Origin of the sequence: Peterkaempfera bronchialis (assembly GCF_003258605.2) — a bacterium.
In the GTDB taxonomy this organism is placed as follows: Bacteria; Actinomycetota; Actinomycetes; order Streptomycetales; family Streptomycetaceae; genus Peterkaempfera; species Peterkaempfera bronchialis.
In genome coordinates, this window is sequence record NZ_CP031264.1 from 1207495 (window position 1) to 1232540 (window position 25046).

Genomic DNA, 25046 nt, shown 5'->3' on the forward strand with positions numbered 1-25046 from the left:
GTACCGGAATCCGTCAGTTGTGCCCGTGTCGGTCACCGGCCGCTCCTGCCTGAGTCCGAGTCGTCCACCCAGGCGATTTCATTGGGTAGGAGTGGCGGCGTGAGGCGGCGGCGGCGCATGTCGTCTCGCAGCCTCCCCAGTGCCAAGCAGTCCTTCCTGGCGATCTGCTCGAAGGCGTCGGCGTTCTCCCGCGCCAGCTCGCGTTGCGCGGGGTCCTCTACCCGTGAGGCCAGGCGCCGACGGTCGCTGGCCAAGCGGTCGCTCTGCACCGCAGCTTGGACGGTGAGGGCATGGCTGCGGTAGTCCTCCAGATCCCCGCGCGGGGTGCCCTCGGGGGCAGGTTCCTTCAGCGGTTCCTCTCCGGTGAACCACGAAGCGGCCTCCCAGGGCGTCACGGCCTTGATGGGCGACTTGTGCACGTCGCCGCCCGAGAGGGGGAAGACGAGACTGACCGGGGGCACGTCGAGAGCCTCAGCGAGTACCAGTAGCTCCGCCAGTGTCAGTCCGTCGCGGCCACCGGTCTCGATCTTCGATACTGCCGAGGCCGAGAGCTTGGTGTAGCCCAGCCTCTCGCAGGCGCTGACCAGCTCCGCCCCAGTCCAGCCGAGCCGCTTGCGGTGAGCGGCCACCTGCGTGCCCACCCGGCGTGTCAGATCCTGCACCCACTCCAAATTCTCCATGAAGGCGAGAATATACGTGATTCACGCTTCTGAAGCGGATCTGCATAGAGTGGACGCGACCACGGAGGAAAAACCCTTGGGAGGATGCTGTGGGAGCACATGAGCGAGCCGAACTGAACTTCAACAGGGCTCTGACTCAGGCCGAGGTAGCGGCCCTGCCGGCCGTGGTCGACCTCGGCGTCGCCAACCGGGCGTTCGGGCTCGGCCGCAGTACCGGCTACCGGCGCGTGAAGGCAGGCACCTACCCCTGCCCCGTCATTCACCTTCCCGGCGGCGGCTACCGGGTCGCATCTGCTGAGATCTAGCGCGCCTTGAGCGCCGACCCCACAGCTCTTGATGCCCCCTCCGAGGCCGAGAGTCGACCTCTCGGAGACGCAGCCTAGGACTGCCTCCGGCCCTCAGCCCTCCGTCGGCTCAGCCTGCGTCAAGGGCACACGGTGCAGCAGGTCCCAGGCGTACCGGCCGGGTTCACGCCTCAGCTCGACCAAGTCGACGTGAGCGATGGTGAGGTCGACCGGGGGCAGGGCACGGAGGCTGGCCACAGTGTCGATCACAGGCTGGGCCGCGCGCTCGCCTCGGCTGTAGGCCACGCCCAGGTGGGGACGGAAGCGTTCGGTGGACTTGCCACCGGGGAGGCCCAGTTCGTGGTGGAGGGCGCTGAGCGTCGCGTGCAGGGCGACGACCGGTGTCCAGGGTGTGACGGAGTATCGGACGGCCCCTGCAGAGCCGGCCAGGGGGTGAGCGGTCAGCTCGAAAGCTGGGCCGAGGCGACCGACAGCGACGCTGGCGAGGGTGTCGATTTCGGAGTCGGTGAGCTGGTCGCGTGAACCGGCGCGGGTCAGGGTGAGATGCAGATCCACTGCGTCGATCAGGTCGTAGTCGAGTGGTGCGAGCGCGCTCTGGATGTCGGCCGCGGACTTCGCCAGCGCCGGGTCCTCATCGAACGTCAGCAGCCAGTAGACGATACGGGTCTCGTCGGACCAGCCTGGACGGTTCCAGTGAACTTTTGTCCGCGCGAGCTGGTCGAAGGCATTCCGATCCGCAGTGAGGATCGCGGCGGGGGCGTCGCAGTCCGAGGGTGGGTTCGAGGGGAAGGCGGCCGGGTGGTAGGCGAGATCAGGCATCGGGGTCCTCGTCATGTGGTGAGCAAGCCGGCGACAGGGGAGGAACGCCAGGTGGTGAGAGCGTCCGCGTAGTCGCGTACTGCTGAGTGGGTGGACCACGGGGCAGCAGCCTGGTGAAGCTCTTGCGCGCGTTGAAGCACGTAGCGGATCGGAGTGGCCTCACCTGCCCTAAGCGCCTGCCTGCCCAACTCCATGGCCCGGTCGACGTCGGGGGACTTGCCGACCAGGCAGGCGGTCGCCTGATCGAGCCGGACCAGCGCCCGGCTCCAGGCCGAGTCGGAGGAGTCCACCAAGCCCTCGATCTTCGAGGCGAGTTGATTCACCTGTCCGGCGTCGCCGAGCGAGAGCCGAGCCGTGACGGCGTTGGCCAGCAGCCGGGCGTGTGAGTACGGCTCGTCGAGCGCGATACAAGACGTCAGGCCGCTGGGGAGTTCGTGCTGCCCGGCGAGGTCGAGGGCCTGCTGTATCGCCTTCTCTGCGCCGTATCGTTTGTGCAGCCGCCCGAGTGCCCGTGCCCGGCCGTTGACCAGGAGCCGGATGCTCTGTGTGCTGTCCGGAGAGCGTGCTATGCCGGCCGCCGCAATCGCGTCCGCCTGCGCGTAGCTGCCCGCGTAGTACAGGGCGAGCGACCGAGTGCCAGCCACCCAGACCGCGAGGTTCGTGTCGCCGATCTCGTCGGCAAGCGCCGCAGCTTCGACCGCATACGCCTGGCTGGTCAACAGCGGAGCACCCGCGTTGACGGCCATGTAGGCGAGCAGCGCCGAGACGCGCCCGGCCAGGTGAAGAAGATCGCGCCGGTCCTTGGCGCCGAGGCCGCGATCGGCCAGCAGTTGGTGGGAGAGCGCTCGGAGGCTCCGCGCTTCCGGAGCCAGCGGCTGGGGGCCGCGGGCCTCGTAGGACTCGACCAGAGCGATGATCGAGGAGTCCAGGATCTCTGCGGCACCCATGACGGTTGCCCCCGTCAGGGCACGTACCTGGGAGAAGACCTGCTGAGGATCACCCCAGCCACCCTCCGGCGGAGATGCAACGAAGGCATGGGCCTCCAAGGTCGCCTCCCCGGTCGGCTGCATACCGCCCAGCTTGCCGCGCGGGCGAGGAGGCGGGCTGACGATTCGCCGTCTGTCCGCTTCGATTCGGCGCTTGTCCGCTTCGGCCTTGGCGAAGGGCCGGAACCGGGCCAGAACACCCCCAGTGCGCAGTTCCTGGTCCATCTTGCTGGCGTGCTCGGCTGAGAGCAGCCTGTCGCCCTTCTCGATCTTCTCGACCGCGTCCGCACTGAGACCGACTAAATCCCCCAGTTGCTTCGGCGTTAGGCCGCGCAGCTCGCGCCAGTACCTGATCTCGGCACCGAACCAGTCCGCTGCCGAGCGGTTGGGTTGAAGCGGTCGTCTCGGATATGGCACGATCCCCGTCCTTCGCACGCAAGCTGAGGCACCAGAGCCGACTGGTGAGCAGCCTCCACTCCATTAGACCGTGCACTCAGGAGATAGGGAGCCACTTCGGACCTAAACGATCAGGCCCGACCCTCACCACGCAGCAGCGAGGGCCTCGGTGAGACCCTCCGAGAGCGTGAGGGGGCCAGTTCCGCACCGACGCGACGGCGTCCTTGGCCCCTCGTGACAGCGGCCAGATGGAATTCCCCATGGACAGCCAGTTGCTGCTCCCCACAGGCGGCCAGTTATGGCATCGGCTGCGGGGAGCGGTCACTTCGGGTAGCGGTGGGTCAGTTGCAGCAGTCGCAGCCGGGTTGGCACCCGCAGGCGTCGGCGCTCTGGTTGGCGGCCACCGGGGTGGGGCTGGTGGTGGGTGCGCAGCAGCCCTTGCCTTGCCAGGCGTCGCGGCCTTCCTTGAGGGCGATGGTGGAGATGACGAGGGCGGCGATGGGGTCGGCCCAGGACCAGCCGAGGGTGGCGTTGAGGATCAGGCCGACCAGGAGGACGGCGGAGAGGTAGGTGCACAGCAGGGTCTGCTTGGAGTCGGCGACGGCGCTGGCGGAGCCGAGTTCGCGTCCCACGCGGCGTTGGGCGGCGGACAGGGCTGGCATGACGGCCAGCGACAGGGCCGCGAGCGCGATGCCCGGGACGGAGGTCTGGGCTTGGCCGGTGCCGGCCAGGGAGCGCAGGGCGTCGGCGGTGACGTAGGCGGCGAGGGCGAAGAAGGAGAAGGCGATGATCCGCAGGGTGGTCTTCTCGCGGGCCTCGCGCAGGGCGTGGTCGCGGGCGGAGAACTGCCAGGCGACTGCGGCGGCGGAGGACACCTCGATGACCGAGTCCAGGCCGAAGCCGATCAGCGCGGTGGAGGAGGCGGCGGTGCCGGCGGTGATGGCGACGATCGCCTCGACCACGTTGTAGGTGATCGTGGCGGCGACCAGCAGCCGGATTCGGCGGGTCAGCGCGTCGCGTCGGGCCGGAGATGGGCCGAGGGAGATCGTGGTCATCAGCAGCAGCCCTGCGTTTCGGCGTCGGTGCAGGTGCGGTCGGTGGCCACCGCGACGATGGCGGTGCGAAGGTCGTCCAGGGCGTGGCCGAGGCGGGGGTCGGCGAGCTCGTAGCGGGTGCGGCGCCCGTCCGGCACCGTGACGACCAGGCCGCAGTCGCGCAGGCAGGCCAGGTGGTTCGACAGCCGGGTGCGCGGGACGCCCAGGACGTCGGCGAGTTCGGCGGGGTAGGCGGGGGCATCGCGCAGGGCGAGCAGGATGCGGCAGCGGGTCGGGTCGGCGAGCGCGCGGCCGAACCGCGCGAGCATCTCGACCTCGGGAGCGATGGTCAGCACCGGCACAACGATACAGAGAATCCTGAATTCAGGAAATGCTGTCTCATTGACCTGCCGTTCACGACTACCGTGCGTGACGAAAGCCGTGGCCACTTGACGCCCCGTCAAGTGGCCACGGGTGGGGAATCTCAACTGGCCACTGACACCCTCGGGTGTTCCCCCACAAATCATCGACGCGGAAACGGGGTGACACCTTCGCACAACGCCGATCGGTCGGATTGGCGGCTACGGCACCGGGCTCCATGACCAGGGCCGCGGACCGTGGAGCCCTTGCAGGCACTCCACACGGTGCACGGCGTGTTCGTGGGCAGCAGGATGTTGCACCGCGACTTGGGCGGCGAAGCAGGCGAGGCGTAGCTCGCGGGCGCCGCGCAGCGTGGGGTAACCCAGCCACTCCGTGACATCGCAGCCGTAGACCCGGCAGTAGCTCTGGTAGTCCTCTGCGCTGACGGTGCCGGAGGTCTTGCAGGCGACTGCCGTGCTGGCCAGGTCCCACTCGCGGGGGCCGACTGCGGTGCGCTCGAAGTCCAAGAGGTGGGCGGTGCCGTCCGGGGTGAGGGCAACGTTGCCGGCCCACGCGTCCCCATGGACTACGACGTGAGGAGCGGTTTCCGGGAGGGCGGCCCATGCTGCTCGTAGGTGGGCCAGGTGGTCGTGGAGCCAGGCTCGCTGCATCGGATCAAGATCGGTCTGACCGATCCGATCGTCCAGGCGGACGAAGGGATCGACGTAGCCGAGGTCCAACTCCAGGGGGACCGGAAGGGAGTGGAGCTGCCGCAGGAGGCCGGCCAGCTCCACGACCGTCCCGGCGCGATGGTGCCCGAGGTCGTGCCACCAGGTGACCGCACGGCCGCCGACGTCTTGGGCCTGGGGCAGCTCCTTGATCGGCTGAACCGCGGGAATGCCGTTCTCTGCCAACCACGATGCGACGCGCACCTCACGGGCGGCAGCCTGCTGCTGCCTGTCACGGGCAATCCGAGCGACGAGGCCGTTCGACACACGCCACATGGCATTCTCGCCGAGCCGGATCAGCTCCGCTCGTTCGGCCTGCCCAGGCAGTCCCGCGACTTCGCAGGCTGCCCGCAGATGCTCCCTGCTCGCCTCCACGGCCATGACTGCCGGAGCCGTCACCGGCCGGCCGCCGCCGCGATCCGATCCCGGATGGCGGCGGTGCCGGGTGCTCTTAGCCGGGTGGCGATGCGGGCGAACTCGCCGAGATCGGAGGCTGCGCGCCGGCTGTGGACCTGGCCTACGTCGTCCAGTGCCTGATGGGCCACGATCATCGCCCCCTGCGGGTCGCCGGTCACCAACAGGAGCGTAGCGAGTCTGCTGACGGACATGGCGCGGCTGCGGCGGAAGGCATCTGGATGGCCAGCCACAGCAGTGCGAAGGCGCTCTGCGGCCTGGTCGGGCGGCAGAAGCCCGGCAATGGCTAGATCCCGCAGGGCATGGCCGGTGTCGCCGTGGTGCTGCGGCTCGTCGTAGTACGCCAGCCACGCCGGCTCGTCGTCGCCCCATGGGCTGGAGAACAGCGCGTCGGAGGCATCGACCGCTGCGAGCGCCAGCCGCTGCTGGCCGAGCAGGGCATAGGCGCGGGCACGCCAGTTCATGACGCTGGCTCGCAGAACCCAGTCGTCTGCCTCTTCTGCGCAGGTGGTGGCCACGCCGAACAGCGTCTTCGCGGCATCGTGGTCGAACTGGTCGAAGCGATTACTGCCAAGGGTCAGCGCCAACCGCCCAGTAGCAGCCAGTAGTTGAGGGCGCAGCCGCGGAGGGCAGTCACCCGCTCTCTCCACGCTCTGCCGGAGCACCCCGAGGGCGGCGGTCTGGAAGATCGCTCCCGAGCTTCCGTGGACATTGCCCCACTCCCGGAGCTGCCGGGAGGTCTCCTCCACGGTGACGACGTCGGCTGGGCCAATGCGCGAACCGAGACCGCCCTCCCGACCGAGAGAGGCCAGGGCGCCGGCCAGACCTAACGGGCGGGAACCCAGCAACGCGCGTTCCACAGACGGCTCCTTGGGCGATCGACTCCTGACCAGCATGCCGGTTGCCGCCGCCGGAGAGTTGGCCTTGCCGTGGTTGTCCGCTTGCCCGCGCCGTCTGTCCGCTTCCGCCTTGGCGTACGGCCGGAAGCGGGACACGACGCCACCAGTACCGAGGAACATGTCGATGGCCTCAGCTGCTTCGATCGAGACGAGCCTGTCGCCCTTCTCGATCTTCTCGATGGCGTCAACGCTGAGCTGGACTGCCCGCCCGAGTTCGCTGGGGGTATAGCCGCGAAGTTCGCGCCATCAGCTCCGAGCCAGTCTGCGGCCGAACGCGTCGGTTGCAGGGGGCGTCTCGGTTGCGGCACGACCTCCTCCTCATCGGCTTGGTGCCCGTGCTCAGGGTGTAGATGTGCTCGATCCATTACACCCCGTCAGCCGCCCGGGGATGGCCGGTTTGCTTAGCCTCGGTTACGGGAGCGATCGCGGTTGACAGCTGAAGCAGCTGGATACGCTTGGGGGATGGCGACGACATCAAGGTTCCGCGGTGTGGTCTTCGACTTCTTCGGGGTCCTGACCTTCAACATGGTCGAGGTGATCTCCGGCTTCGAGGACCGGGAGAAGATCCGGCGGGGCACCTTCCTGCGGGCCTGGGCGGATCCGCTGGGTCAGGAGCTGTTCCGCCGGTTGGAGCTGGGAGAGATCAGCCAGACGGACTGGGACACCGGGTTCGCCGCCCTGATGGGGGTGCCCTCGGAGAACCTCCTCGCCCGGTACCTGCACGACGCCTTCCCCGCCCACCTCGTCCTGAAGGTCGCGAAGGAGGCCCGCGCCGCGGGTGTGAGGACGGCCGTGGTCTCGAACAGCCTCGGCCGGCAGCCGTACGACCCGTACGCGGGCTTCGATCTCACCGGTACCTTCGACGAGGTGGTGCTCTCGGCGGAGCACCGAGTGCGCAAGCCGGATCCGGCGATCTTCCAGCTGGTCCTCGACAGGCTCGGCCTCGACGCCAGGGAGTGCCTGTTCGTCGACGACAGCGAGGAGAACCTCGTGGCAGCGCAGAGTCTGGGCTTCAGCACCCTGCACGCCCTAGATGAGCGGGTCGCCGCCGCACAGCTTCGGGCCGTTCTGGGGCTACCCGATCTCTAGGAACTCCCGCACTCCCCGGTGCCCGGTGTGGGTGGCGAGCAGGGTGCGAAGACCGGCGAGTTCGGAGGCCGAACGGGCGGAGTCCACGACCCCGAGGCACCGGGCGGCGTGCCGGGCGCTGGCGACGGCGGCGTCCAAGTCGTGCCGGGCGAGGTGGGCCTCGGCCGCGCGGGCGAGGTAGATGGCATGGCTACGCGGGTACTCGTCGTCCCCCGGGTAGGCGGCGCCCATGGCCGCCTCGAAGCAGCGCAGCGCCTCATCCGGGTCGCCGAGTTGCAGGGCGGAAGAGCCGGCGATCATCTCGATTTCCCCGTAGTCGACCCAGTACAAGGTCTTCGGATCGTCGTCGTGGACTCCCCGGTCCAGGGCTGCGCGGGCGATGGCGAGTTGGCGGGCGCACTCCTTGCGCTCGCCGGCCTTCGAGAGGGCGCGGGCGGTGCGGGCGGCGAGCATGGCCTCCATCCGCGGGGTGGTCGTGTGCTTGACCTTCTCCCGGGCGGTCTCCAGCAGCGAGACGGCGCGCTGTGCCTGGTGCGGGGTGGAGTAGCACTGAATGGCGGCGAAGGAGAGCGTATAGGCGCCGCTGAGCGGGTCGCCGGCGATGGCGGACGCGCGCAGGGAGCCGTCGAAGTACCGCTGGGCTGTGCCGGGGCGGCCCTGGTCGAACGCGCTCCAGGCCACCTGGCGGGCCGCCTCTGCGGCCATGCTGAACAGCCGGTCCAGGGAGGTGCCGGAGTAGCGGCCCGTCTTGATCAGCGTGACAGTGTAGAGGAGTTCTCCGCGTGCTAGCCGGTGGACTTCTCCGCTGCCGAGTTCGTCGTCCAGACGGCGGAGATCGTCCAGCCGACCCTCGATCCGTGCGAGCTGCGCAGGCGTGTCAGGCGGGGATGGGAGCGTCTTGCCTGCGGCAAGGGCACTCTCCCAGTTGGCCGCTGACACCGAGAGCGCGATTCCGGACGTCAGGAAGCTCCGGCGGTCCACAGTGCTCCCGTTCACCAGTTCGATCAAGACGGCGATGCCTCCGTCCCTGTTCCACGCCGTGTTCTTCGTACCGGCGGTGGGTGCCGCCGCCAGCTCGGCGGCGAAGGTGCCGCCGGTGCGGAGCACGCGGTCGTAGGCGGCTGCCACTTCAGGTGTGACCGCCCGGTTGCCGTTCTCCACGTTGCGCAAGTACGGCGCGGCGAAGCCAGCTTCGCGGGCGAAGGCCGACCAGCGCAGACCCGAGGCCCGGCGGTGGTCGCGCATATCCTCGCGCAGTTGATCAGGCACAGGCGCCCTCCTCCAGCCATGGGATCGGTCCTGGATCGCCCTAAGTCATTGTTCCCCGGCCGGTGCCGGTGTGTGATCGATTCAAGCCAGAACGTGCAGGAAAGCGGCTGAAGGCCGCTGCCCACACACCCGAGGGGGCCGACCCATGGGATTTGCATGCGGCTCCGCGGCGGGATCGCGGCTGCTGCCCGGCGGCATCCAGCGCGCGATGACGCGCCAGCGGTCCGGTCCAGGCGCTGTCCGCTTCACACCGGCTCCTGTCCGCTTCCAGCGCGGGCCCGCTGAAGGTTTCCGCTGGTGGCGTGATTCTGACCGTGCGCCACCGAGTTGCGGAAGCGGACTGCTCGATCCGTCCGCTTGGGCACCCACCACTTTCGGCCTCGCCAGGCGCTTAATGAGACCGAGCGGCCTGCGACGCATTCCCAGCAGCACTATCAGCCACCCCGGAGAGGAGGAGCCCAATGGGGACTCCCACAGCAATGCTTGTCGAGAACATGCCCATCATGGTGAGGCGGCCACCGGCACTGCCCATCCGCGACCGCCAGCATCTGAGGCTGGTAGCCACCGAGACGGCCCCCCGCCTTACCCGGGCGCTGGCGGATCAGGCCCTCCATCGCTGGGGGGTACCGCGCAGCGTTCGGCCGGATGTGCGGCTGGTGGTGACGGAGTTGGTGACGAACGTCCTCCAGCACGCCACCGGTGTGGCGGACCGCATCGAGGTGTTCGACATCGTGCTCGACCTGCTGGCCGACTCCGCGGTCCGGGTGCTCGTGTTCGACGCGAGCGCGCGGATGCCGATCCGCAAGACGCCCGTACCCGGCGCCGAGGGCAGCCGAGGGCTGCTCCTGGTCAGCGGCTTGACCAGGGACTGGGGCGCCTTCCCGCTGCGCGGTGGCGGCAAAGCGGTCTGGGCAGACATCGCTGTGGCCGCTGAGCCGCCGCAGGACGGCGCGGACGTGCGGATCGTGGCCCGAGTGCTCGGGGCGGTGAGGGACCTGTGACCGGGGCTGCGGCGCGCGTGGCGATCAGGTTCTCCGAGGTCGGCGGCTTACGTACGGGCAACTCCGAGGAAGGAGAACGGTGATGGCGATGCGGACCCAGACATGGTTCCTTCCGGCCACCCGGACGAGCGGGCAGATCACTGATGCGGTTGAGCGCCAACTGCTGGAGTGGGGAGCCGCGCTGACCACGGAGCAGATCGAGCGCCTCACTGCGGTGATCACTGCTCTTCGTAGCGCGGTCGTCGCCAGCACCTGCATCGTCCAGATGGAGGTCACCGTCTACCTAAATCCGGGCAACGCAGTCACGGTGGAGATGGTGGACCGTACCGGCAATGAGCCGCCGACCGGGCTGCTGGCCGCACTCGACAGCAGCACCTGGCAGTGGGGAATGGCACCGAGGCCGAACGGTCCCGGCCGCGTGCTGTGGGCAGCCGTGGAACTGAGCGGCGCGTCGCGTGTCTCCGAAGCCGCAGTGCGATTCGCCCGCACCAGCCGCGGGCGTGCGCTGCGCAGAGCGCTACCCGCCCCAGTGGAGCGCACCGCACGGCGCTGGCTCGCCGCTTGAACTTCCCCGCAGCCGGTGAGATCCGCTCCCGGCCGCGGGGAACTGCACCTCGGTCGGCCCCGAACCCCTGTCCTGGGCTCCCCCGCCCAATCCGGGGCCGACCGAGCACCCCCTGGTCGGGCCAGCTTCCGCCCGCCTCTTCACGTCCCCGGAGTCTGATGATGTGCCAGCACGAGCCTGATTGCCCGCCGGCCGGAAGCCCCGACCAACAGGCCGCCGTCGCGGTCGCCAGCCATCCCGAACAAGGGTGGGCGCTGCTGTGCAACGGAGTCCTGGTCTTCGAGGACACCGGCGCGGTGCTGCCCGACGGACGTTGCCTGGAACCGATCGGCCGCGGGGAGGCGGGATGAGCGGCAAGCCGGTTGCGGTGCCGTTCATCACCGCCCGTGCCGGCGAAGAGCCCAGCCGTGTACACATCGTGGCGCTTCCGGCCGGGCGCGGCATCGGCTACCAGGACGAGCGCCCGGAGGACCGCGACGCACGAGGCGTTCTCTGGGGCCGTGTCCCTCAGTTGCCGGTAGGGAGCCCGCGCTGGAAGGACGTGCACCCCCAGCGCCAGCGGATCTGCATGGAGCGACTGCTGTGCCAGGTGTGCACTGGGCCGGCCGACCGTAATCACCAGGGCTGGCTGTTCCTGCGCGGGTCCTTGGAGTACGCGGTCAGCGAAGGCGTCCTGACCGCGCAGCCGCCCCTGTGCCTGGCCCACGCGCTGCTCTCCGCAGAGCAGTGCCGCTACCTGGCGAACGGTTTCCAGGCGATGCGGGTGCAGCACCCGCTGCTGTTCGGGGTGCTGGGGACGTCCTACATCCTCGACCGGTTCGCTGAGCCCCTGCCGCTGCCGCCGGGTGATCCCGTGCCGTACACGCACCCGCGGGCCCCGTGGGTGCTGGCCAGCCAACTGGTCCGCTGCTTGCTGGGCGTCACCGACGTCGACCTGGAGCAGGAGTCCTCCCGCCCTCGCGCAGGGCTTCGCCACCCGACTGCGATAGAAGGAGCCCTCTCGTGATCGATGCCAAGGACGCAGTGGAGCACGACGGCGAAGTCGGACTGCTGGCGAGAGTGCTGGCGGCGGACAGTGACCTGCAGTACGAAGAACTGGCCGCCCTGGGCAGTGAGCCTGACTGGGTCTGGGGCAGCGCGCGGGAACTGCTGCACGCGGAGCAGGGAGCGCGGCTCGCTCCGCGGATCAGCGCCGAACGGCCGGAGGTCACGCTGCAGGAGGCGTACCGCGTGCAGTGGGCGGGGGCGGCGCTGCGGGTGTCGGCGGGGGCACGGGTGGTCGGCCACAAGGTGGGCCTGACCTCGAAGGCGATGCAGGAGCAGTTCGGCATCGGCGAGCCCGACTCCGGACTGCTGCTGGACACCGCCCGGGTCGCGGACGACGGCGCGGTGCTGGTGGCGGACCTGATCGCGCCGCGAGTGGAAGCCGAGATCGCCTTCCTACTGGGCGCCCCGCTGGCAGGGGAACGGGTGAGCGAGGAGCAGGCCCGTGCGGCCGTGTCGGGTGTGGTCCTAGCGCTGGAGGTCATCGACAGCCGGGCAGGCACCGCCGGTCTCACCTTGGCCGACAGCGTGGCCGACAACGCCGCCTGCGCCCGGTTCGCGGTGGGAACCTCCGTGCCGGTCGAAGGCTTGGACCTGGCGGCGGAGCAGGTGCTGCTGACCGTCGGCGGCCGGACGCAGGCCGCCGGTGCCGGGAGCGCGGTGCTGGGCGATCCGCTGCGCTCGCTGGTGTGGCTGGCGCGTCGTCTGGCGCCCTTCGGCTGCTGGCTTCGCCCCGGCGACCTGGTGCTGGCCGGGGCGGTGCACGCGAGCGTTCCCCTGCTTCCGGGCAGCACCGTCACCGCCCGGTCCCCGCACCTGCCCGCTGTGCGGCTGCACGCTGCCTGACCTCCGGGCGGCCCACCGGGCCACCGGAGCTGGAGCTTGAAGGAGGAAGAGATGTCGTACGTGGAGCGCAGCCGAGTCGCGGTGCTGGGCGCGGGTCTGCTCGGGATTGACCTGGCGGAGCGCCTGGCCAGGTCGCCGTCGATGAGCTGCGTCCTGGTGGCCGGGCGGCGGGCCGGAGCCGCGGGCCTTCGCCAGGCCCAGGCTTTGGGCCTGGAGACCTCGGCCGCTGGCCTGGAGGCCGTACTGGCCGCCAAACCGGACGTGGTCTTCGATGCCTCCAGCGCTCCGGCCCACCTCGCCCACGCCCCGGAGCTGATCCGTGCGGGCGCTCTGGTGGTGGACCTGACCCCCAGCGGCACCGGCGCGATGGTCGTGCCTACTGTGAACGGAGTCCAAGCCGAGCAGCACTACCTGAGCCTGGTCAGCTGCGGCGGACAGGCCGCGCTGCCGGTCCTGGACGCCCTCACGCGCTTCACCGGGGCAGCGCCAGGCTATGCGGAGGTGGTCACCACCGCGGCGTCAGCGACGGTCGGCCCGGCCAGCCGCGACAACCTGGATGAGTACATCGACGCCACCGGCCGGCTGGTGACCGGCCTGGTCGGTGCGCCGCGGGCGAAGGTGTTGGTGAACATCAGCCCGGCCCGGCCCGCACCCGTCTTCCGCACCCGGGTGACGGCTCTGGTCCCGGGCCCGCCGTTGCCGCAGGGCCCGCTGCACGCCGCGCTCGGCGAGGCCGCCGACGCCGTGCGCGCCTTCGCCCCCGGCTACCGGGTCGAGGACTGCCGTCTGGAGCGAGGGCAGGTCCGGGTGTCGGTCGCGGTCACTGCGACCAGCGGCACCTTCGTCAAGCCGTACGCCGGCAACGTGGAACTCATCAACGCAGCGGCCGTCCTGGTGGCGGAGCGCCACCTGGCAGCGAGAAAGGCGGTACGGCCGTGACGCACACGTCGGGAACCGAGGTCGTCCTGCACGATGCGACGCTGCGTGACGGCCAGCACGAGGTCGGTCACCAGATGACCGAGGATCAGTTGCGCCGGTACGCCGAGGCGGCGGACCGGGCCGGGGTGCCGGTGGTGGAGGTTGGCCACGGCAATGGCCTGGGCGCCTCCTCCCTCCAGATCGGCCGGGCCCGGCTGAGCGACGCGCAGATGCTGGACGCCGTCCGGCCGGAGCTGGCCTCGGCGCGGATGGGGGTGTTCATGGCCCCCGGCTGGGGGACCGGTTCCGACATCCGTGCCGCGGTGGCCGCCGGGGCGGGCGTGGTACGCGTAGCCGCGCACTGCACCGAGGCGAACGTCACCCGCAGGCACCTGGGCCTGGTTCGCGACCTCGGCGTCCAGGCGCAGACGGTCCTACTGATGAGCCACATGGCCGAGCCGACGGAGCTGGCCCGGCAGTGCGCACTGGCCGTGTCCTACGGCGCGCAGGCGGTCGGGATCATGGACTCCGCCGGGGCGCTGCTGCCCGGGGACGTCACCGCGCGGGTGTCGGCCATCGCGTCCGAGACCGGCGTACCGGTGATCTTCCACGGCCACAACAACCTGGGCCTTGCCGTCGGCAACTCGCTGGCCGCCGTCCAGGCCGGTGCGCGGATCGTGGACGTGTGCGCGCAGGGCATCGGCGCCGGTGCCGGGAACACGCCGCTGGAGGTAATGGCTGCAGTCCTGCAGCGCTGCGGTTACGAGACCGGTGTCCAGGTACGGGCGGCGCTGGCCGCCGCCGAGGTAGCTCGCGAGCACCTGATGGACCGGGCACCGCAGATGGACCCGGTCAGCATCGTCTCCGGGCTGGAGGGCGTGTTCAGCGGCTTCAGGCTGCCGGTGCTCGCCGCCGCCGAGAAGGCGGGCGTCGACCCGCTGGAGGTCTTCGCCGAGCTTGGCCGCCGCCGGGCAGTGGCCGGCCAGGAAGACCTGATCCCCGTCGCAGTCGATGCCGTCGCCCAGACGGCCGCGTTGGCCGAACCCGTTAATCCCTGAAGGAGAGCCGAGATGAGCAACCAGGAGCTGCACCCCACACTGCACAGCATCTTGAGCGAGGACCTGAAGGTGGGCGCCGACCATCTCGCCCCGGACACGGGGCTGGAGGAGGCCGGACTGGACTCGCTGTCGCTGGTCGAGCTGAGCGTGGCGCTGCACCAGCAACTGGGCGTGGACCTGGACGAGGCGCAGATCGCCGCGGCCTGCACGATCGCCGGACTGGACCAGCTGGTGCGTGCCCACCTGGAGACGACGTGAGCGCCAGCAGCCCGGACTGGCCGGGCACCGCGTGGCTGATCACCCCGGCAACAGCGGGCCCCCACCGCTTCGACGCGGCGCTGCGCTCGGGCGCGGACGTGTGGCTGCTGGACCTGGAGGACTCCGTCCCGCCCGACAGCAAGGAGTCGGCGCGGCGGGCCGCCTTGGCGTTCCTGGCCGGCCCCTCGGCGTCCGGCGCGCCGCAGGTGGGGCTGCGACTGAACGCACCCGGCACCCTGGCGGGCATGGAGGACTTGGTCGCGCTGGCCAGGGCGGGGGCCGGAGGGCACCTGCTGCTGATCCCGAAGGTCGAGTCGGCGCGCGACGTCACCCTGGTCGCCGACGTCCTGGCCGGCGGGGTGCGGCTGTGGGCGCTGATCGAGAGCCCCCGGGCGGTGCAGCGGCTGCCGCAGATCCTGGAGGTGGCGCCGCTGGACGGCGTGGTGTTCGGGGCGGCGGACTACGCCGCCGCGGCCGGTCGCCCGCTGGGGTCCGCCGCGCTGGACTGGGTCCGTGCCGCCGTCGCACAGGCGGCCTCGGCCGCCGGGATCCCGGCGATCGACTCGCCCTGCTTCGACCTAGCCGATCCCACCACGCTGCAAGCCGAGGCCGAGTTCGCCCGCGACCTGGGGTACTGCGGCAAGGGCGCGGTGCACCCGGACCAGATCGAGGCGATCCGCGCCGCCTTCGCTCCCACCGACGCCCAACTCGCTAAGGCTCGGCAGGTCGTGACCGCCGCGCAGAGCGCCGACGGCGGCATCACCACCGTGGACGGCCGCATGATCGGCCCGCCGCTGGTCGAAGCCGCCCGCGCCCTGACCGCCCGTCACTCCGACCCCTCTGGAGGCACACGGTGACCACAGTGAACACCGAACAGCAGGGTGTACCGGCCGGATACCGGCTGGTAGGCGAAGGGCGCGTGCGCGAGGTCATCGGCCGAGGGCTTGCGGACTTCGTCATCGGCCAGGTCATCGAGCACCGGCCAGCGCGCACCGTCACCGAGACCGACCACGCGCTGACCCTGGCGCTCAGTGGGAACCCCGCCCCCGTCCACAGCGACATCGAGTTCTGCCGCACCAGCGGGCGCACGCAGACCCTGGTGTGCGGCATGGTCACCCTGTCCCTGGTGCTCGGCTCCTCGGTGCGCTCCACCAGCGCGCTCACCTCGGCGAACCTGTCCCTGGACGAGCTGCGGCTGGAGCACCCCGTGCACGTGGGCGACACGCTGAGCGCTGAGACGGAGATCCTGTCCGCCAGGGCCTCGCGCAGCCGCCCGGACCAGGGGGTGGTGACCTGCCGCACCAGCGGCTACAACCAGCACGGCCAGCGCGTGATCACCTTCACCCGCGCCTTCCTGGTGCCCGCCGACGCCGATCCGGTGCGCGAGAGCACCGGCTACTAGGGAGGGCGGTCATGGACGAGGAGCAGCAGGTGAGCGTCACCGCCGCCGGTCCCGAGGACTGGCGGACCTACCAGGCGCTGGCCGAACGCAGCTACGGCCACCCGGTGCCCGACTTGGAGCTGCTGCGCCCGCACGCGGACGCCCGCGTCGGGGTGCGGGAGGGGCGGATCGTCGCCGGGGGCCTCGGGCTGATGGTGCCGCAGATGTTCGGCGGCCGGCCGGTGCCTTCCGTGTGCCTGGCGTCCGGCAGCGTCGCCCCCGAGGAGCGCGGCAGCCGCCTGACGGTGCGCATGCTGGCCGAGCGGATCCGCCCGCTGCGCGAGCAGGGGGCCGTGCTGGCCGCGGTGTGGACGACGTCCACCGGCTACGCCCACCGCCTGGGCTGGGCCGCCCCCGCCCAGGTGTTCTCTTGGAGCGTGCCCACCGACCAGCTGCGCGCCGCGTTCACCACCGGCGCGTTCGAGATCACCCATGGCCCCTACCAGGACGTCGCCGCCCTGCAGCACCAACTGGCCGGGCAGTGGAACGGCCCCTGGCAACGACCGCAGTGGTGGGACGGCTGGCAGCAGCAGACGCACCCCCAGCTCGCGCACTACCGCGCCCACGACCGCGACGGCCGCACCGCCGGGTTCGTCTCCCTGGCCTTCGACCGCGACCAGCAGGGCGAACGGCAGGTCGTCGTCCACGACTTCTGGGCCTCCGGCGCCGCGAGCGCCACCGCCCTGCTGGGCTTCCTCGGCCGCTTCCACAGCCGCATCCCCACCGTCGCCTTCCAGCGCACCGCCCTGCCTCCCGGCGCCGAGTTGCTGGAGCAACTGCACCGCGCCGGATCCGCGCACGCCCGGCACTGGCACCCCTGGATGCTGCGCATCCTGGACCCGGCCGAGGCCGTCCGCCTGCGCGGCTGGCCGTCCCACCTCACCGCGGACCTGCCGCTGACGATCAGCGAGGACACCGGCCGCCCCCGCGCCTACACCCTCTGCATCGACGGCGGCAAGGGCCGGTTGCTGCCGAGCAGCCAGCACCCGGCCGGCGCGTGCACGATGACCATGCGCCAGCTCGCGGTCTGGTACGCCGGCGGTTACCGCACCGCCACCTCCGCCGCCCTGGCCGGAGTAGACGGCACCCGCGAAGCGGTCACCTCGCTGGTCGCCGTGACCTCCGACCGTGAACCGTGGCTGACCGAATACTTCTGACCACCCCGCACCCAGGCGGTGGGCGCATCCCGTGCCCGCCGCCCTGCCTGCAGCGTTGACAGTCCAGACCCGGACCCACCGGGCCGCCGCCGTCCCCAACCAGCACCCTTGGAGACCCTGTTGACCCCCACCGCGCCGATCCCCGATGACCTGCACCGCTGGGCCGAGCAGCACCTGCCCGGCACCACCCGGGCTACCGACACCTCCTGGCCGCGCAGCACCTCCCAGGTCTGGCGCGTGGACGGCGAGAGCACCAGCGTCTACGTCAAGATCAGCCCCTCGCGTCGCGCCTTCGAGCGGGAGATCCACGCTCACCGCCACGCCAAGGCGGCACTGCCGCCCACCTCGGCCCCCCACCTGATCGCCTTCGACACCCGCACCCTGGCCCTGCTGACCACCGCGGTCCCCGGCGCCGTGGTGCGCGGGCTGCCGCTGGACCCGGACACCGAGACCCGGGTCCACCACCTGGGCGGCAACCTGCTGCGGGGCTGGCACGACCACCCGGCGCCCGAGCCCGAGGGCGCCCGCGAGGCGGTCACCGCCTCGATGACCGCGCAGGCGGCCGAGGCGGCACTGTGCCTGAAGGCCACCGAGGAACTGCTGCACCCCGACGAGCGGAACCTGGTCGCCGAGGTCGCCCACGACCTGGTCGCCCTGGCCGCCGGCCTCCCGCTGGTCTACCTCCACGGCGACGCCGCACCGCGCAACTGGCTCTGGGACCAGGCCACCACCAACCTGGCCCTGATCGACTTCGAGACCGCCGAACACGGCCTCGCCGTCCAGGACATGATCTGGCTCTGCGGCGCGATGTGGCCCGACCAGCCGCACCTGCGCGAGGCGTACCTCGACGGCTACGGCCGCCCCCTGACCGAGGACGAGCAGCGGCTTCTGCTGCTGCTGACCGCCCGGCTGGCCGTGTCCTACCTGACCACCGGCCTGCGCAACCAGGACCAGGTGCTCATCGACCGCGGTCGCACCGCGCTCGGCGACCTGGTCCGCACCCACGCCTGACCCCCGCACCGCCTTCTGCACCTGACCGTCGCCTTCCCTCGTGGAGAGGAGCGCAGCCATGCCCTCGTCGCACCTGATACCCGACCCGCTCGGCCCGCCCCCGGTCGGGCCCCGGGCCGCCGGGCAGCAGAACACGCTGGCGGTCCGCATCGCCCACAGCGACGTTGCGCGGCTGATGGCCGCCGCCTGCCGCCACCAAGGCATCCCGGCGGAGCAGATCGACGCCGTGGTCAAGCACTACTTGGAGGGCGAGTTACGCGGTAAGCCCTCCCACGGCGTCGCGAAGTTCTGCTTCGAGTCGCAGTTCTTCCACCTGCGCCAAGGCCCGCCCGAAGTGTTCCACGAGCAGGGCGTGTTCGCCGTGGTCGACGCGCACCGCGAGATCGGACCGCTGTCCGCCGCGTTCGCCGTCGACCTCGCCGTGGCCACCGCAGCCCGCCACGGCGCTGCCGCCGTCGGGATGATCAACACCCAGCGGTACGGCATTCTCGCTCCCTGGACCGAGGAGATCGCCCGGCACGGCCTGATCGGGATCGCCACCAACACCTCCCGCGCCGAGGCCGTCCCCGCCGGCGGCCGGACCCCGGTCCTGGGCGTCAACCCCCTCGCGTTCGCCCTGCCCACCCTCACAGAACCGCTCTCGGCGGACCTTGGCACCACGCTCGCACCGATGGGCGTGCTGTGGGAGCATCGCCGCTCCGGCCAGCCCCTGCCACAGGGTCAGTTCGTCGACAGCGACGGCCGTCCGGCCACCGACCCCGACCAGGCGGCCAGCGCCGTCGTCTTCGGCCGGCACCGCGGCTTCGCGCTCTCCCTGCTCCTGCAGACCCTGGCCGGCTCCCTGTTCGGGTTCCCCATGGGCAGCGAGGTCACCGACACCTTCACTACCGGCTACACCTTCCTCGCCCTCGACCCCGCCTTCGCCAATCCCCAGGGCACCACCGCGACGGCCAACACCCGCTTCACCGACCAGCTACGCGCCGCCGCCGCAGCCGACGCGGACACGTGGCGACTGCCCGGAGACCGCAGCCGCACCCGCGCCCAGGCCCGCCGCGCCGCCCCCGCCCTCACCCTGCCCCCGCTGGTCTGTGAACGCCTGCACGCCCGCGCCCGCGGCGACTTCACCAGCGACTGAACCCCTTCCGAGGAGCAGCATGAGCATCCACTGGTTCCTGCCCACCGCCAGCGACGGCCGCTCCCTGGCCGTCGGCACCCAGCGCAGCCACGGCCCTGGCATCGACCAGCCGGCCAGCCAGAGTCCGTGCGCAGACCGCTTCCGCCCCCCGGATCTGCGCTACCTGACCCAGATCGCCCAGGCCGCCGAGCAGTTGGGCTTCGACGCGGTCCTGACCCCCACGAACACCTGGTGCGAGGATGCCTGGCTGACCTGCGCCGCCCTGGCCCGCGAAACCGAGCGCCTGCGGTTCATGGTCGCGCTGCGGCCCGGCTACCTGGTGCCCACTCTGGCAGCGCAGATGGCCGCCACCTTCCAGCGGCACAGCGGCGGCCGGCTGCTGCTGAACATCGTCACCGGCGGCGAGGACACCGAACAGGCCCGCTTCGGCGACCACCTGATCAAGTCGCAGCGCTACCAGCGCTGCGACGAATTCCTCACCGTGCTGCGCGGCGCCTGGTCCGGCACGCCCTTCACCTTCACCGGCCAGCACTACGACGTCCGCGACGCCACCGTCCTCGCACCTCCCGACCCGATACCCGAAGTGCTGTTCGGCGGCTCCTCCACGGAGGCGGGCCCCGTCGCCGCAGCGCACGCCGACACCTACCTCACCTGGGGCGAACCGCCCGACCAGGTCGCCGCCAAGCTCGACCGCATCCGTAAGCTGGCCGCCGCAGCGGGGCGCACCGTGCGGTTCGGCATCCGGTTCCACGTCGTCACCCGCGACACCAGCCAGGAGGCGTGGGCCGCGGCCGAGCGCCTGATCGCCGGCATCGACCCCGACCACATCGACCGCGTCCAGCGCGTCCTGGCCGCCAGCCAGTCCACCGGCCAGGCCGCGATGAACCAACTCCACACCGCCTACCGCACCACCCGCCGCACCGCTGACCTGGAGATCTACCCGAACGTGTGGGCCGGAGTGGGCCTGCTGCGCGGCGGCGCCGGAACCGCCCTGGTCGGCTCCCACCGCGAAGTCGCCGACCGCATCACCGAATACCAAGCCCTCGGCATCGAGGAGTTCGTCCTGTCCGGGTTCCCGCACCTGGAAGAGGCGTACTGGGTCGGCGAAGGCGTCCTGCCACTCCTGACCCCCCGGCCCACCGCGGCGGTCACGCGATGAGCGCCAACGTGCTGCTCATCGGCGTGGGCCCGCACGCCCGCCTCAACCACCTCCCCGCCCTCGCCCAAGCCCAGGACAGCGGCCTGGCCGGCACCGTCACCGGCATCGACCTGCCCCACGTCGCCGCCCGGCCGCTGACCTACGGCACCCCCGACCGGCCCCGCACCCTGCCGATCGTGGCCGTCACGCCGTTCCCCGCCTCCCAGCAGCAGCTCCCGGCCGCCGTGCGCGCCGTCCTGGACGACGTCGCCGACCGTGAGGCGATCACCGCCGCGGTGGTGGCCACCGAACCCTCCCTCCACCTGCCCTACACCCTGTGGGCGCTGGGCCGCGGTCTGTCGGTGCTCTTGGACAAGCCGCTGACCGTCCGCCCGGCCGCTTCCACCGACCCCGCGGCAGCCGCCGCCATTGCCACCGACTACCAGACCCTCCACCATGCCTACCGCCAAGCCCGCCAGCAGTACCCTGGCCTGGCGGTCAGCGTCCTAAGCCAGCGCCGCTGGCACCCCGCGATCACGCGCGCACGTGAACTGATCGCCGAGGTCGCCGAGCAGACCAACTGCCCGATCACCTCCATCCAGTCCAGCCACGCCGACGGTCAGTGGCGGATGCCGGACGAACTCCTCAGCCAGCCCTACCACGGCTTTGACCGCGGCTACGGCAAAGCCGCGCACTCCGGTTACCACCTGTTCGACACCATGCCCTGGCTCCTGGCAGCAGCCGAACGTCCCGGCAAGGAACTGGACGAAGTCGAACTGCACGCCCTCGCCGCCCGTCCCGCCGACACCCTGGCCCAGCTCACCGTCCTCGACCACGAACGCCTGATCCCTGGCCTGGCCGCCCGCAACCACCTCCCGCAGGCCGAACTGCAGCGCCGCACCGCCGACTTCGGGGAAGTCGACGTCTTCGTCCACCTCGCGCTGCGCAGTGGCGGACGCACCCTCACGCTGGGCAGCATCAACCTGGCCCATCACACCTTCTCCCAGCGCCACACCCTGGACCCCAGCCCCACCGACCTCTACAAGGGCAACGGCCGCGTCGGCCAGGAGAGCCACATCATCCAGCAGGGCCCCTTCCAAGCCCTGCACATCCACGCCCTGCAGAGCCTGCACGCCCCCGACCCCGCCATCGACCCCACCGAGATCGGTGGTGCTGACCACGTCGCCGTCCACGTCTTCCGCAACAACCGGCTGCGCCCCGACTGGCGACGGCATACCACCCTCCGCTTCGCGGACTTGGTGCGGGACGACTTGGCACCCACCCAGCGTGCCGCCCGTACGCAGGCCGTCACCGAGTTCCTGGCCTACCTCGCCGGCCGGATCCCCCGCACCTCGCTGCGGTCCGACCTGGCCACCCACTACCGCCCCGCCCAGCTGATGGCTGGCACCTACCTCTCGCTGGCCCACCGCCACACCGGCACCGGCCAGGGCGACGAAACCCTCGACTTCCGCCCCAGAGCAGCTCAATCCGGCGCCGCCGAGCCGATGGCGGTGGTCTGCCGATGACCCCTCTCTCCACTAACAACGCGGCCCCGGACAGCCTCCTGGCCGAGCGCTTCGAGCAGGTGAGGGTCGCCTGCGCGGCGCACACCGGACCCATCAGCCACATCGCGCCGTGCATCGGCGGCAACGTCAGCCATGTCTTCCGCGTCCACGGCCCCCAGGGCAGCGTCATCGTCAAACTCCGAGGAGACCGCTTCGCGCAGATCCCCGAACTCACCACCGACCCGGCGCTGATCGCTGTCGAACACCGGGCCCTCATCCTGTTCCACCAGCAGCTTCCCACCAGGTTCCCCACCGTGCTGGCCTTCCTGCCCCAGCAGCACGCCCTGGTGATGACCGATGTCTTCCCCGACCACCGCAACTGGCGCGACCACCTGGACCGACGACCCGCAACCCCCTCGGAGACCGCCCGCTTGGGGCGCGCACTGGCCCAGGTCCACCACGCCGCAGCCCAGATCAGCGAACCCCTCCGCCCCGCCGACGGAGACGACCTCTTCCGCGCCCACACCTTCGACTTCTGCCTGCGCGCCAGCGGCCACCCCGCCCTGGACAACGCCTGCCACGCACTCGACCAGTTCCCCGGACACCAGTTGGTCCTCGGCGACGCCTCCCCGAAGAACATGAGCCTGGCCGGGGACACCGTCGTCTTCGTCGACCTCGACAACGTTCACCGCAACGCTCCGCTCTACGACCTCGGCTACCTGCTCGCCCACCTGCTGCTGCACCACCTCGCCCGACCCCGGCGCGTGCCCGCGCTGGCCTCGGTGCTGCTGGACGCCTACTCCAGCACCCGGCTGGCCACCACGCCGTGGCGTCGTGACCAGTTGCTCGCCGCCGTCGCCGCCGGAGTGCTGCTCTACCGGATCGACGCCCACGTCGTCCCCTACCCGGCCACCGCCCCGCCCCAGGACTACCACCGGCTCCGCGCCCGATTGCTGGCCCTGCTGGACAGCGGCCCGTTCACCGTCCCCGACCTCCTCCACGCCGTCACCGACCGGAATCGACGATGACCGCCCCCGACCGAACCCCGGTCTCGGCGGCGGACCGCCGCGCCGTCGCCGAGCTGGCCGTCCGGGGGATCCACGTTGCTGACATCCAAGACCTGGCCCGCGACCAGCGCCCCTTCGCCCAGCGCATCACCGAGCCGCACCGCCGAACCCTCGCCGCAGGTGTCGTCCTGGACAGTCGAACGCTGGAACTCGAAAGCGGCTCCTTCACCAACGCCTACACCCTGACCGTCGACCTGAACCGCGCCGGCGCGCAGCCCGTGACCGACAGGAGTGGCTTCCGTCTGCGCGGCCTCGTGCACGGTGCCGTCGTCGCCGCGGTCAGCGGATCGTTCTCCTACATCTCCGACGACCCCGCTTATCAGCCCGACGAACCCTGCCTCGACCTCACCATCCGCCACGGCCAGATCGCCGGCCTCCCCACCACCGGTAAACCGGCCCTGCTGCTGCACAACGGCCGACTCCAGATCCACCACCTGCCCGCCATCGGCACCCTGACCCTCGCCGGACACCCCTACCGCTGGGCCGGCTCCAAAGACCCCCGGCCCGGACACCTGGCCGTCTTCGGAGCGGCCAACTGCCGGGTCCGCTACCGCGACGACCCGCGCACAGGGTTCCTGCGCGACGTCGACCCCGCCACCAACACCACCCCGCACCGTGCAGACGCCCTCGATGCCACCGTCGGCCCCACGGCCAGCGGACTCCGGATCACCGCGCTGCACCCTGGGGGCGGCGCCGATCTGTTCACCGGCGCCCTGATCCTGCGGGCCCTGCTCCCGACGGCCCGTCATCTCACCCTCGGCGCACCCGTCCGCATCACCTCGCTCGACACCAACGACACCGCTGGACTGGAAGCGGGCTTCTCGCTCGGACCCACCGTCGCAGCCGCGGCCCGCGGCGACACGACACCCTGGGACGCGAGCCTGGGCCTGTCCCCGTTCCGCCCCGGTGCCCGCTACGCCCGCACCCTGATCGCCCTGGACGCAGACCGCCTCCACCTTCAGGTCCTGGACGGGGCACCACTGACCGACCACTTCCGAGGAGTCACTGCCGCCGAGACCGCCCGCCTGTGTGAGGCAGCAGGCTGGGATCCCGAGAAGGTCTATCACCTCGACGGAGGCCAGACCTCCAAGATCGCCTACCGCTCACCGGACGCGCGACCTGATGCCGTCGGCAGCCTCCACTACCTGCGCTGGCCTGCCAACGCCACGCAGCCCTTCCACTGGCAGGGCCTTGACGGCCGCGTCCTCCGCAGCGCCCTGACGATCACCGCATCCGACCAGGAGGCTCCATGACGACCGTACTGATCGTGGTCGCCCACCCCGACGACGCCGAAATAGCCATGGCCATGCGCATCCTCGACTACACCCAGTCCGGCGACCGGGTCCGCGTCCACGCCCTCACCACCGGCCACACCGGCAGCGGCACGGACCTACGCCGACAGGAATGCCTAGCCGCCGGCGCACTCCTCGGCATCAGCGACTACACCTTCTCGCAGATCCCCGACAGCCGGTTCACCAGCCACCGGGCGCAGATCAATGCCGAGCTTTTCACCGTGATGCGCCGAGACCGACCCGACATCGTCTACACCCATTTTCCCGCCGACCAGCACCTCGACCACACCGTCACCTCCGCCGAAGTCACTGCCGTCGCCCTGCGTGAAGCCGCCAACCTCACCTACTTCCGCTCGCCCTACAGCACCGGCTTCGAGCCCAATGAGATCTTCATGGGCACCGCTGAGCACCTCCAGGCCAAAGTGGCTGCACTGGCCTGCTTCACCTCCCAACAGCAGATCGACATGGCGACCTTCACTTCCCTCGCCCGCAACCAGTACCGCCAGCACGTCCACCACCGCGTCCTCGAACGCCTGCCAGCCGAAGCGCACGCCAGCGAACTCTTCTCCATCGCCCGGCGACTGGAATTCAGGCCAGCCACGGCCAGCTAGACGAGTTGTTCCGATGCGGG

Annotated in this window: 27 protein-coding genes and 1 pseudogene; 20 read left to right on the top strand and 8 right to left on the bottom strand. The window is 70.9% G+C overall.

Annotated elements, in window-relative coordinates; genetic code table 11:
- Nucleotides 1-32: 32 nt before the first annotated feature.
- Nucleotides 33-680 (bottom strand): helix-turn-helix domain-containing protein, encoded by a 648-nt coding sequence (locus C7M71_RS05260; RefSeq protein ID WP_111489330.1) that lies wholly within the window; start codon nucleotides 678-680, stop codon nucleotides 33-35.
- Nucleotides 681-769: 89 nt separating this feature from the next.
- Here C7M71_RS05260 and C7M71_RS05265 point away from each other — a divergent pair, with 89 nt between their 5' ends.
- Entirely contained in the window at nucleotides 770-985 is a 216-nt protein-coding gene (locus C7M71_RS05265) for a helix-turn-helix transcriptional regulator (protein WP_229758551.1), read from the top strand.
- Between the two features lie 93 nt (nucleotides 986-1078).
- On the opposite strand, the gene C7M71_RS05270 is transcribed toward C7M71_RS05265, so the two are convergent.
- The 6 genes and pseudogenes from C7M71_RS05270 to C7M71_RS05295 form a co-directional block, all read right to left on the bottom strand.
- Complete coding sequence (locus C7M71_RS05270) at nucleotides 1079-1804, bottom strand: 2'-5' RNA ligase family protein (protein ID WP_162824141.1); 726 nt, start codon at nucleotides 1802-1804, stop codon at nucleotides 1079-1081.
- 11 nt (nucleotides 1805-1815) lie between these two features.
- Nucleotides 1816-3207: a helix-turn-helix domain-containing protein gene (locus tag C7M71_RS05275; protein WP_162824142.1), complete on the bottom strand. Its 1392-nt coding sequence runs from the start codon at nucleotides 3205-3207 to the stop codon at nucleotides 1816-1818.
- A 320-nt stretch (nucleotides 3208-3527) separates the two neighbouring features.
- Nucleotides 3528-4241 carry a cation transporter gene (locus C7M71_RS05280; protein ID WP_111489333.1) on the bottom strand — a complete coding sequence of 238 codons (714 nt, stop codon included), beginning with the start codon at nucleotides 4239-4241 and terminating at the stop codon, nucleotides 3528-3530.
- Complete coding sequence (locus tag C7M71_RS05285) at nucleotides 4241-4549, bottom strand: ArsR/SmtB family transcription factor (RefSeq protein WP_175607773.1); 309 nt, start codon at nucleotides 4547-4549, stop codon at nucleotides 4241-4243. The genes C7M71_RS05280 and C7M71_RS05285 overlap by 1 nt, the downstream gene beginning before the upstream one ends.
- Nucleotides 4550-4801: 252 nt before the next feature.
- Complete coding sequence (locus C7M71_RS05290; RefSeq protein ID WP_111489334.1) at nucleotides 4802-5689, bottom strand: phosphotransferase enzyme family protein; 888 nt, start codon at nucleotides 5687-5689, stop codon at nucleotides 4802-4804.
- 14 nt (nucleotides 5690-5703) lie between these two features.
- Nucleotides 5704-6852: pseudogene (locus C7M71_RS05295) on the bottom strand (helix-turn-helix domain-containing protein); the annotation flags it as partial.
- Nucleotides 6853-7083: 231 nt separating this feature from the next.
- Here C7M71_RS05295 and C7M71_RS05300 point away from each other — a divergent pair.
- The gene (locus C7M71_RS05300; RefSeq protein ID WP_111489336.1) at nucleotides 7084-7710 is read left to right on the top strand and encodes an HAD family hydrolase; all 627 of its coding nucleotides are present in this window, start codon (nucleotides 7084-7086) and stop codon (nucleotides 7708-7710) included.
- Here C7M71_RS05300 and C7M71_RS05305 read toward each other — a convergent pair.
- On the bottom strand, nucleotides 7696-8979 hold the full coding sequence (locus tag C7M71_RS05305) for a helix-turn-helix domain-containing protein (RefSeq protein WP_162824144.1): 1284 nt from the start codon (nucleotides 8977-8979) through the stop codon (nucleotides 7696-7698). The two genes, C7M71_RS05300 and C7M71_RS05305, sit on opposite strands and share 15 nt — an antisense overlap.
- Before the next feature lie 479 nt (nucleotides 8980-9458).
- Between C7M71_RS05305 and C7M71_RS05310 the strand changes: the two genes are divergently transcribed.
- The 18 genes from C7M71_RS05310 (at nucleotide 9459) to C7M71_RS05395 (ending at nucleotide 25026) form a co-directional block, all read left to right on the top strand.
- A complete protein-coding gene (locus C7M71_RS05310; RefSeq protein ID WP_162824145.1) occupies nucleotides 9459-9980 on the top strand; it encodes an ATP-binding protein in 522 nt (173 codons plus the stop codon).
- Between the two features lie 82 nt (nucleotides 9981-10062).
- Nucleotides 10063-10545 carry a hypothetical protein gene (locus C7M71_RS05315; protein WP_111489339.1) on the top strand — a complete coding sequence of 161 codons (483 nt, stop codon included), beginning with the start codon at nucleotides 10063-10065 and terminating at the stop codon, nucleotides 10543-10545.
- A 161-nt stretch (nucleotides 10546-10706) separates the two neighbouring features.
- The gene (locus tag C7M71_RS31465; RefSeq protein ID WP_111489364.1) at nucleotides 10707-10895 is read left to right on the top strand and encodes a DUF5999 family protein; all 189 of its coding nucleotides are present in this window, start codon (nucleotides 10707-10709) and stop codon (nucleotides 10893-10895) included.
- Nucleotides 10892-11551 carry a hypothetical protein gene (locus tag C7M71_RS05325; RefSeq protein ID WP_111489340.1) on the top strand — a complete coding sequence of 220 codons (660 nt, stop codon included), beginning with the start codon at nucleotides 10892-10894 and terminating at the stop codon, nucleotides 11549-11551. Before C7M71_RS31465 ends, C7M71_RS05325 begins: the two co-directional genes overlap by 4 nt.
- Nucleotides 11548-12435, top strand: coding sequence for a 2-keto-4-pentenoate hydratase (locus C7M71_RS05330; RefSeq protein ID WP_229758552.1), 888 nt, complete (start codon nucleotides 11548-11550; stop codon nucleotides 12433-12435). The genes C7M71_RS05325 and C7M71_RS05330 overlap by 4 nt, the downstream gene beginning before the upstream one ends.
- Before the next feature lie 51 nt (nucleotides 12436-12486).
- A complete protein-coding gene (locus C7M71_RS05335) occupies nucleotides 12487-13374 on the top strand; it encodes an acetaldehyde dehydrogenase (RefSeq protein ID WP_111489341.1) in 888 nt (295 codons plus the stop codon).
- Nucleotides 13371-14411 (top strand): 4-hydroxy-2-oxovalerate aldolase, encoded by a 1041-nt coding sequence (gene dmpG / locus C7M71_RS05340; protein ID WP_111489342.1) that lies wholly within the window; start codon nucleotides 13371-13373, stop codon nucleotides 14409-14411. Before C7M71_RS05335 ends, dmpG begins: the two co-directional genes overlap by 4 nt.
- Nucleotides 14412-14423: 12 nt before the next feature.
- Entirely contained in the window at nucleotides 14424-14669 is a 246-nt protein-coding gene (locus C7M71_RS05345) for an acyl carrier protein (RefSeq protein ID WP_111489343.1), read from the top strand.
- Entirely contained in the window at nucleotides 14666-15526 is an 861-nt protein-coding gene (locus C7M71_RS05350; protein ID WP_111489344.1) for an HpcH/HpaI aldolase/citrate lyase family protein, read from the top strand. The genes C7M71_RS05345 and C7M71_RS05350 overlap by 4 nt, the downstream gene beginning before the upstream one ends.
- Nucleotides 15523-16071 (top strand): MaoC family dehydratase, encoded by a 549-nt coding sequence (locus tag C7M71_RS05355; RefSeq protein WP_229758553.1) that lies wholly within the window; start codon nucleotides 15523-15525, stop codon nucleotides 16069-16071. The genes C7M71_RS05350 and C7M71_RS05355 overlap by 4 nt, the downstream gene beginning before the upstream one ends.
- Before the next feature lie 11 nt (nucleotides 16072-16082).
- Nucleotides 16083-17267: a GNAT family N-acetyltransferase gene (locus C7M71_RS05360; RefSeq protein WP_111489345.1), complete on the top strand. Its 1185-nt coding sequence runs from the start codon at nucleotides 16083-16085 to the stop codon at nucleotides 17265-17267.
- Nucleotides 17268-17387: 120 nt separating this feature from the next.
- Nucleotides 17388-18278, top strand: coding sequence for an aminoglycoside phosphotransferase family protein (locus tag C7M71_RS05365; protein WP_111489346.1), 891 nt, complete (start codon nucleotides 17388-17390; stop codon nucleotides 18276-18278).
- A gap of 58 nt (nucleotides 18279-18336) precedes the next feature.
- Nucleotides 18337-19413 (top strand): Ldh family oxidoreductase, encoded by a 1077-nt coding sequence (locus tag C7M71_RS05370; RefSeq protein WP_111489347.1) that lies wholly within the window; start codon nucleotides 18337-18339, stop codon nucleotides 19411-19413.
- Nucleotides 19414-19432: 19 nt separating this feature from the next.
- Nucleotides 19433-20572 (top strand): LLM class flavin-dependent oxidoreductase, encoded by a 1140-nt coding sequence (locus C7M71_RS05375; RefSeq protein WP_111489348.1) that lies wholly within the window; start codon nucleotides 19433-19435, stop codon nucleotides 20570-20572.
- Complete coding sequence (locus C7M71_RS05380; RefSeq protein WP_111489349.1) at nucleotides 20569-22077, top strand: Gfo/Idh/MocA family oxidoreductase; 1509 nt, start codon at nucleotides 20569-20571, stop codon at nucleotides 22075-22077. Before C7M71_RS05375 ends, C7M71_RS05380 begins: the two co-directional genes overlap by 4 nt.
- Nucleotides 22074-23084, top strand: a complete 1011-nt coding sequence (locus C7M71_RS05385; protein ID WP_111489350.1) for a protein kinase family protein — start codon at nucleotides 22074-22076, stop codon at nucleotides 23082-23084. Before C7M71_RS05380 ends, C7M71_RS05385 begins: the two co-directional genes overlap by 4 nt.
- Entirely contained in the window at nucleotides 23081-24376 is a 1296-nt protein-coding gene (locus C7M71_RS05390; RefSeq protein WP_111489351.1) for a phosphodiester glycosidase family protein, read from the top strand. Before C7M71_RS05385 ends, C7M71_RS05390 begins: the two co-directional genes overlap by 4 nt.
- Nucleotides 24373-25026 (top strand): PIG-L deacetylase family protein, encoded by a 654-nt coding sequence (locus C7M71_RS05395; protein WP_111489352.1) that lies wholly within the window; start codon nucleotides 24373-24375, stop codon nucleotides 25024-25026. The genes C7M71_RS05390 and C7M71_RS05395 overlap by 4 nt, the downstream gene beginning before the upstream one ends.
- Nucleotides 25027-25046: the final 20 nt, after the last annotated feature.

Coding starts and splice junctions, on each gene's coding strand:
- C7M71_RS05260 (WP_111489330.1), bottom strand. CDS start 680: ATGGAGAATTTGGAGTGGGTGCAGGATCTGACACGCCGGGTGGGCACG.
- C7M71_RS05270 (WP_162824141.1), bottom strand. CDS start 1,804: ATGCCTGATCTCGCCTACCACCCGGCCGCCTTCCCCTCGAACCCACCC.
- C7M71_RS05280 (WP_111489333.1), bottom strand. CDS start 4,241: ATGACCACGATCTCCCTCGGCCCATCTCCGGCCCGACGCGACGCGCTG.
- C7M71_RS05285 (WP_175607773.1), bottom strand. CDS start 4,549: ATGCTCGCGCGGTTCGGCCGCGCGCTCGCCGACCCGACCCGCTGCCGC.
- C7M71_RS05290 (WP_111489334.1), bottom strand. CDS start 5,689: ATGGCCGTGGAGGCGAGCAGGGAGCATCTGCGGGCAGCCTGCGAAGTC.
- C7M71_RS05300 (WP_111489336.1), top strand. CDS start 7,084: ATGGCGACGACATCAAGGTTCCGCGGTGTGGTCTTCGACTTCTTCGGG.
- C7M71_RS05310 (WP_162824145.1), top strand. CDS start 9,459: ATGCTTGTCGAGAACATGCCCATCATGGTGAGGCGGCCACCGGCACTG.
- C7M71_RS05315 (WP_111489339.1), top strand. CDS start 10,063: ATGGCGATGCGGACCCAGACATGGTTCCTTCCGGCCACCCGGACGAGC.
- C7M71_RS31465 (WP_111489364.1), top strand. CDS start 10,707: ATGTGCCAGCACGAGCCTGATTGCCCGCCGGCCGGAAGCCCCGACCAA.
- C7M71_RS05325 (WP_111489340.1), top strand. CDS start 10,892: ATGAGCGGCAAGCCGGTTGCGGTGCCGTTCATCACCGCCCGTGCCGGC.
- C7M71_RS05335 (WP_111489341.1), top strand. CDS start 12,487: ATGTCGTACGTGGAGCGCAGCCGAGTCGCGGTGCTGGGCGCGGGTCTG.
- C7M71_RS05345 (WP_111489343.1), top strand. CDS start 14,424: ATGAGCAACCAGGAGCTGCACCCCACACTGCACAGCATCTTGAGCGAG.
- C7M71_RS05360 (WP_111489345.1), top strand. CDS start 16,083: ATGGACGAGGAGCAGCAGGTGAGCGTCACCGCCGCCGGTCCCGAGGAC.
- C7M71_RS05370 (WP_111489347.1), top strand. CDS start 18,337: ATGCCCTCGTCGCACCTGATACCCGACCCGCTCGGCCCGCCCCCGGTC.
- C7M71_RS05375 (WP_111489348.1), top strand. CDS start 19,433: ATGAGCATCCACTGGTTCCTGCCCACCGCCAGCGACGGCCGCTCCCTG.
- C7M71_RS05380 (WP_111489349.1), top strand. CDS start 20,569: ATGAGCGCCAACGTGCTGCTCATCGGCGTGGGCCCGCACGCCCGCCTC.
- C7M71_RS05385 (WP_111489350.1), top strand. CDS start 22,074: ATGACCCCTCTCTCCACTAACAACGCGGCCCCGGACAGCCTCCTGGCC.
- C7M71_RS05390 (WP_111489351.1), top strand. CDS start 23,081: ATGACCGCCCCCGACCGAACCCCGGTCTCGGCGGCGGACCGCCGCGCC.
- C7M71_RS05395 (WP_111489352.1), top strand. CDS start 24,373: ATGACGACCGTACTGATCGTGGTCGCCCACCCCGACGACGCCGAAATA.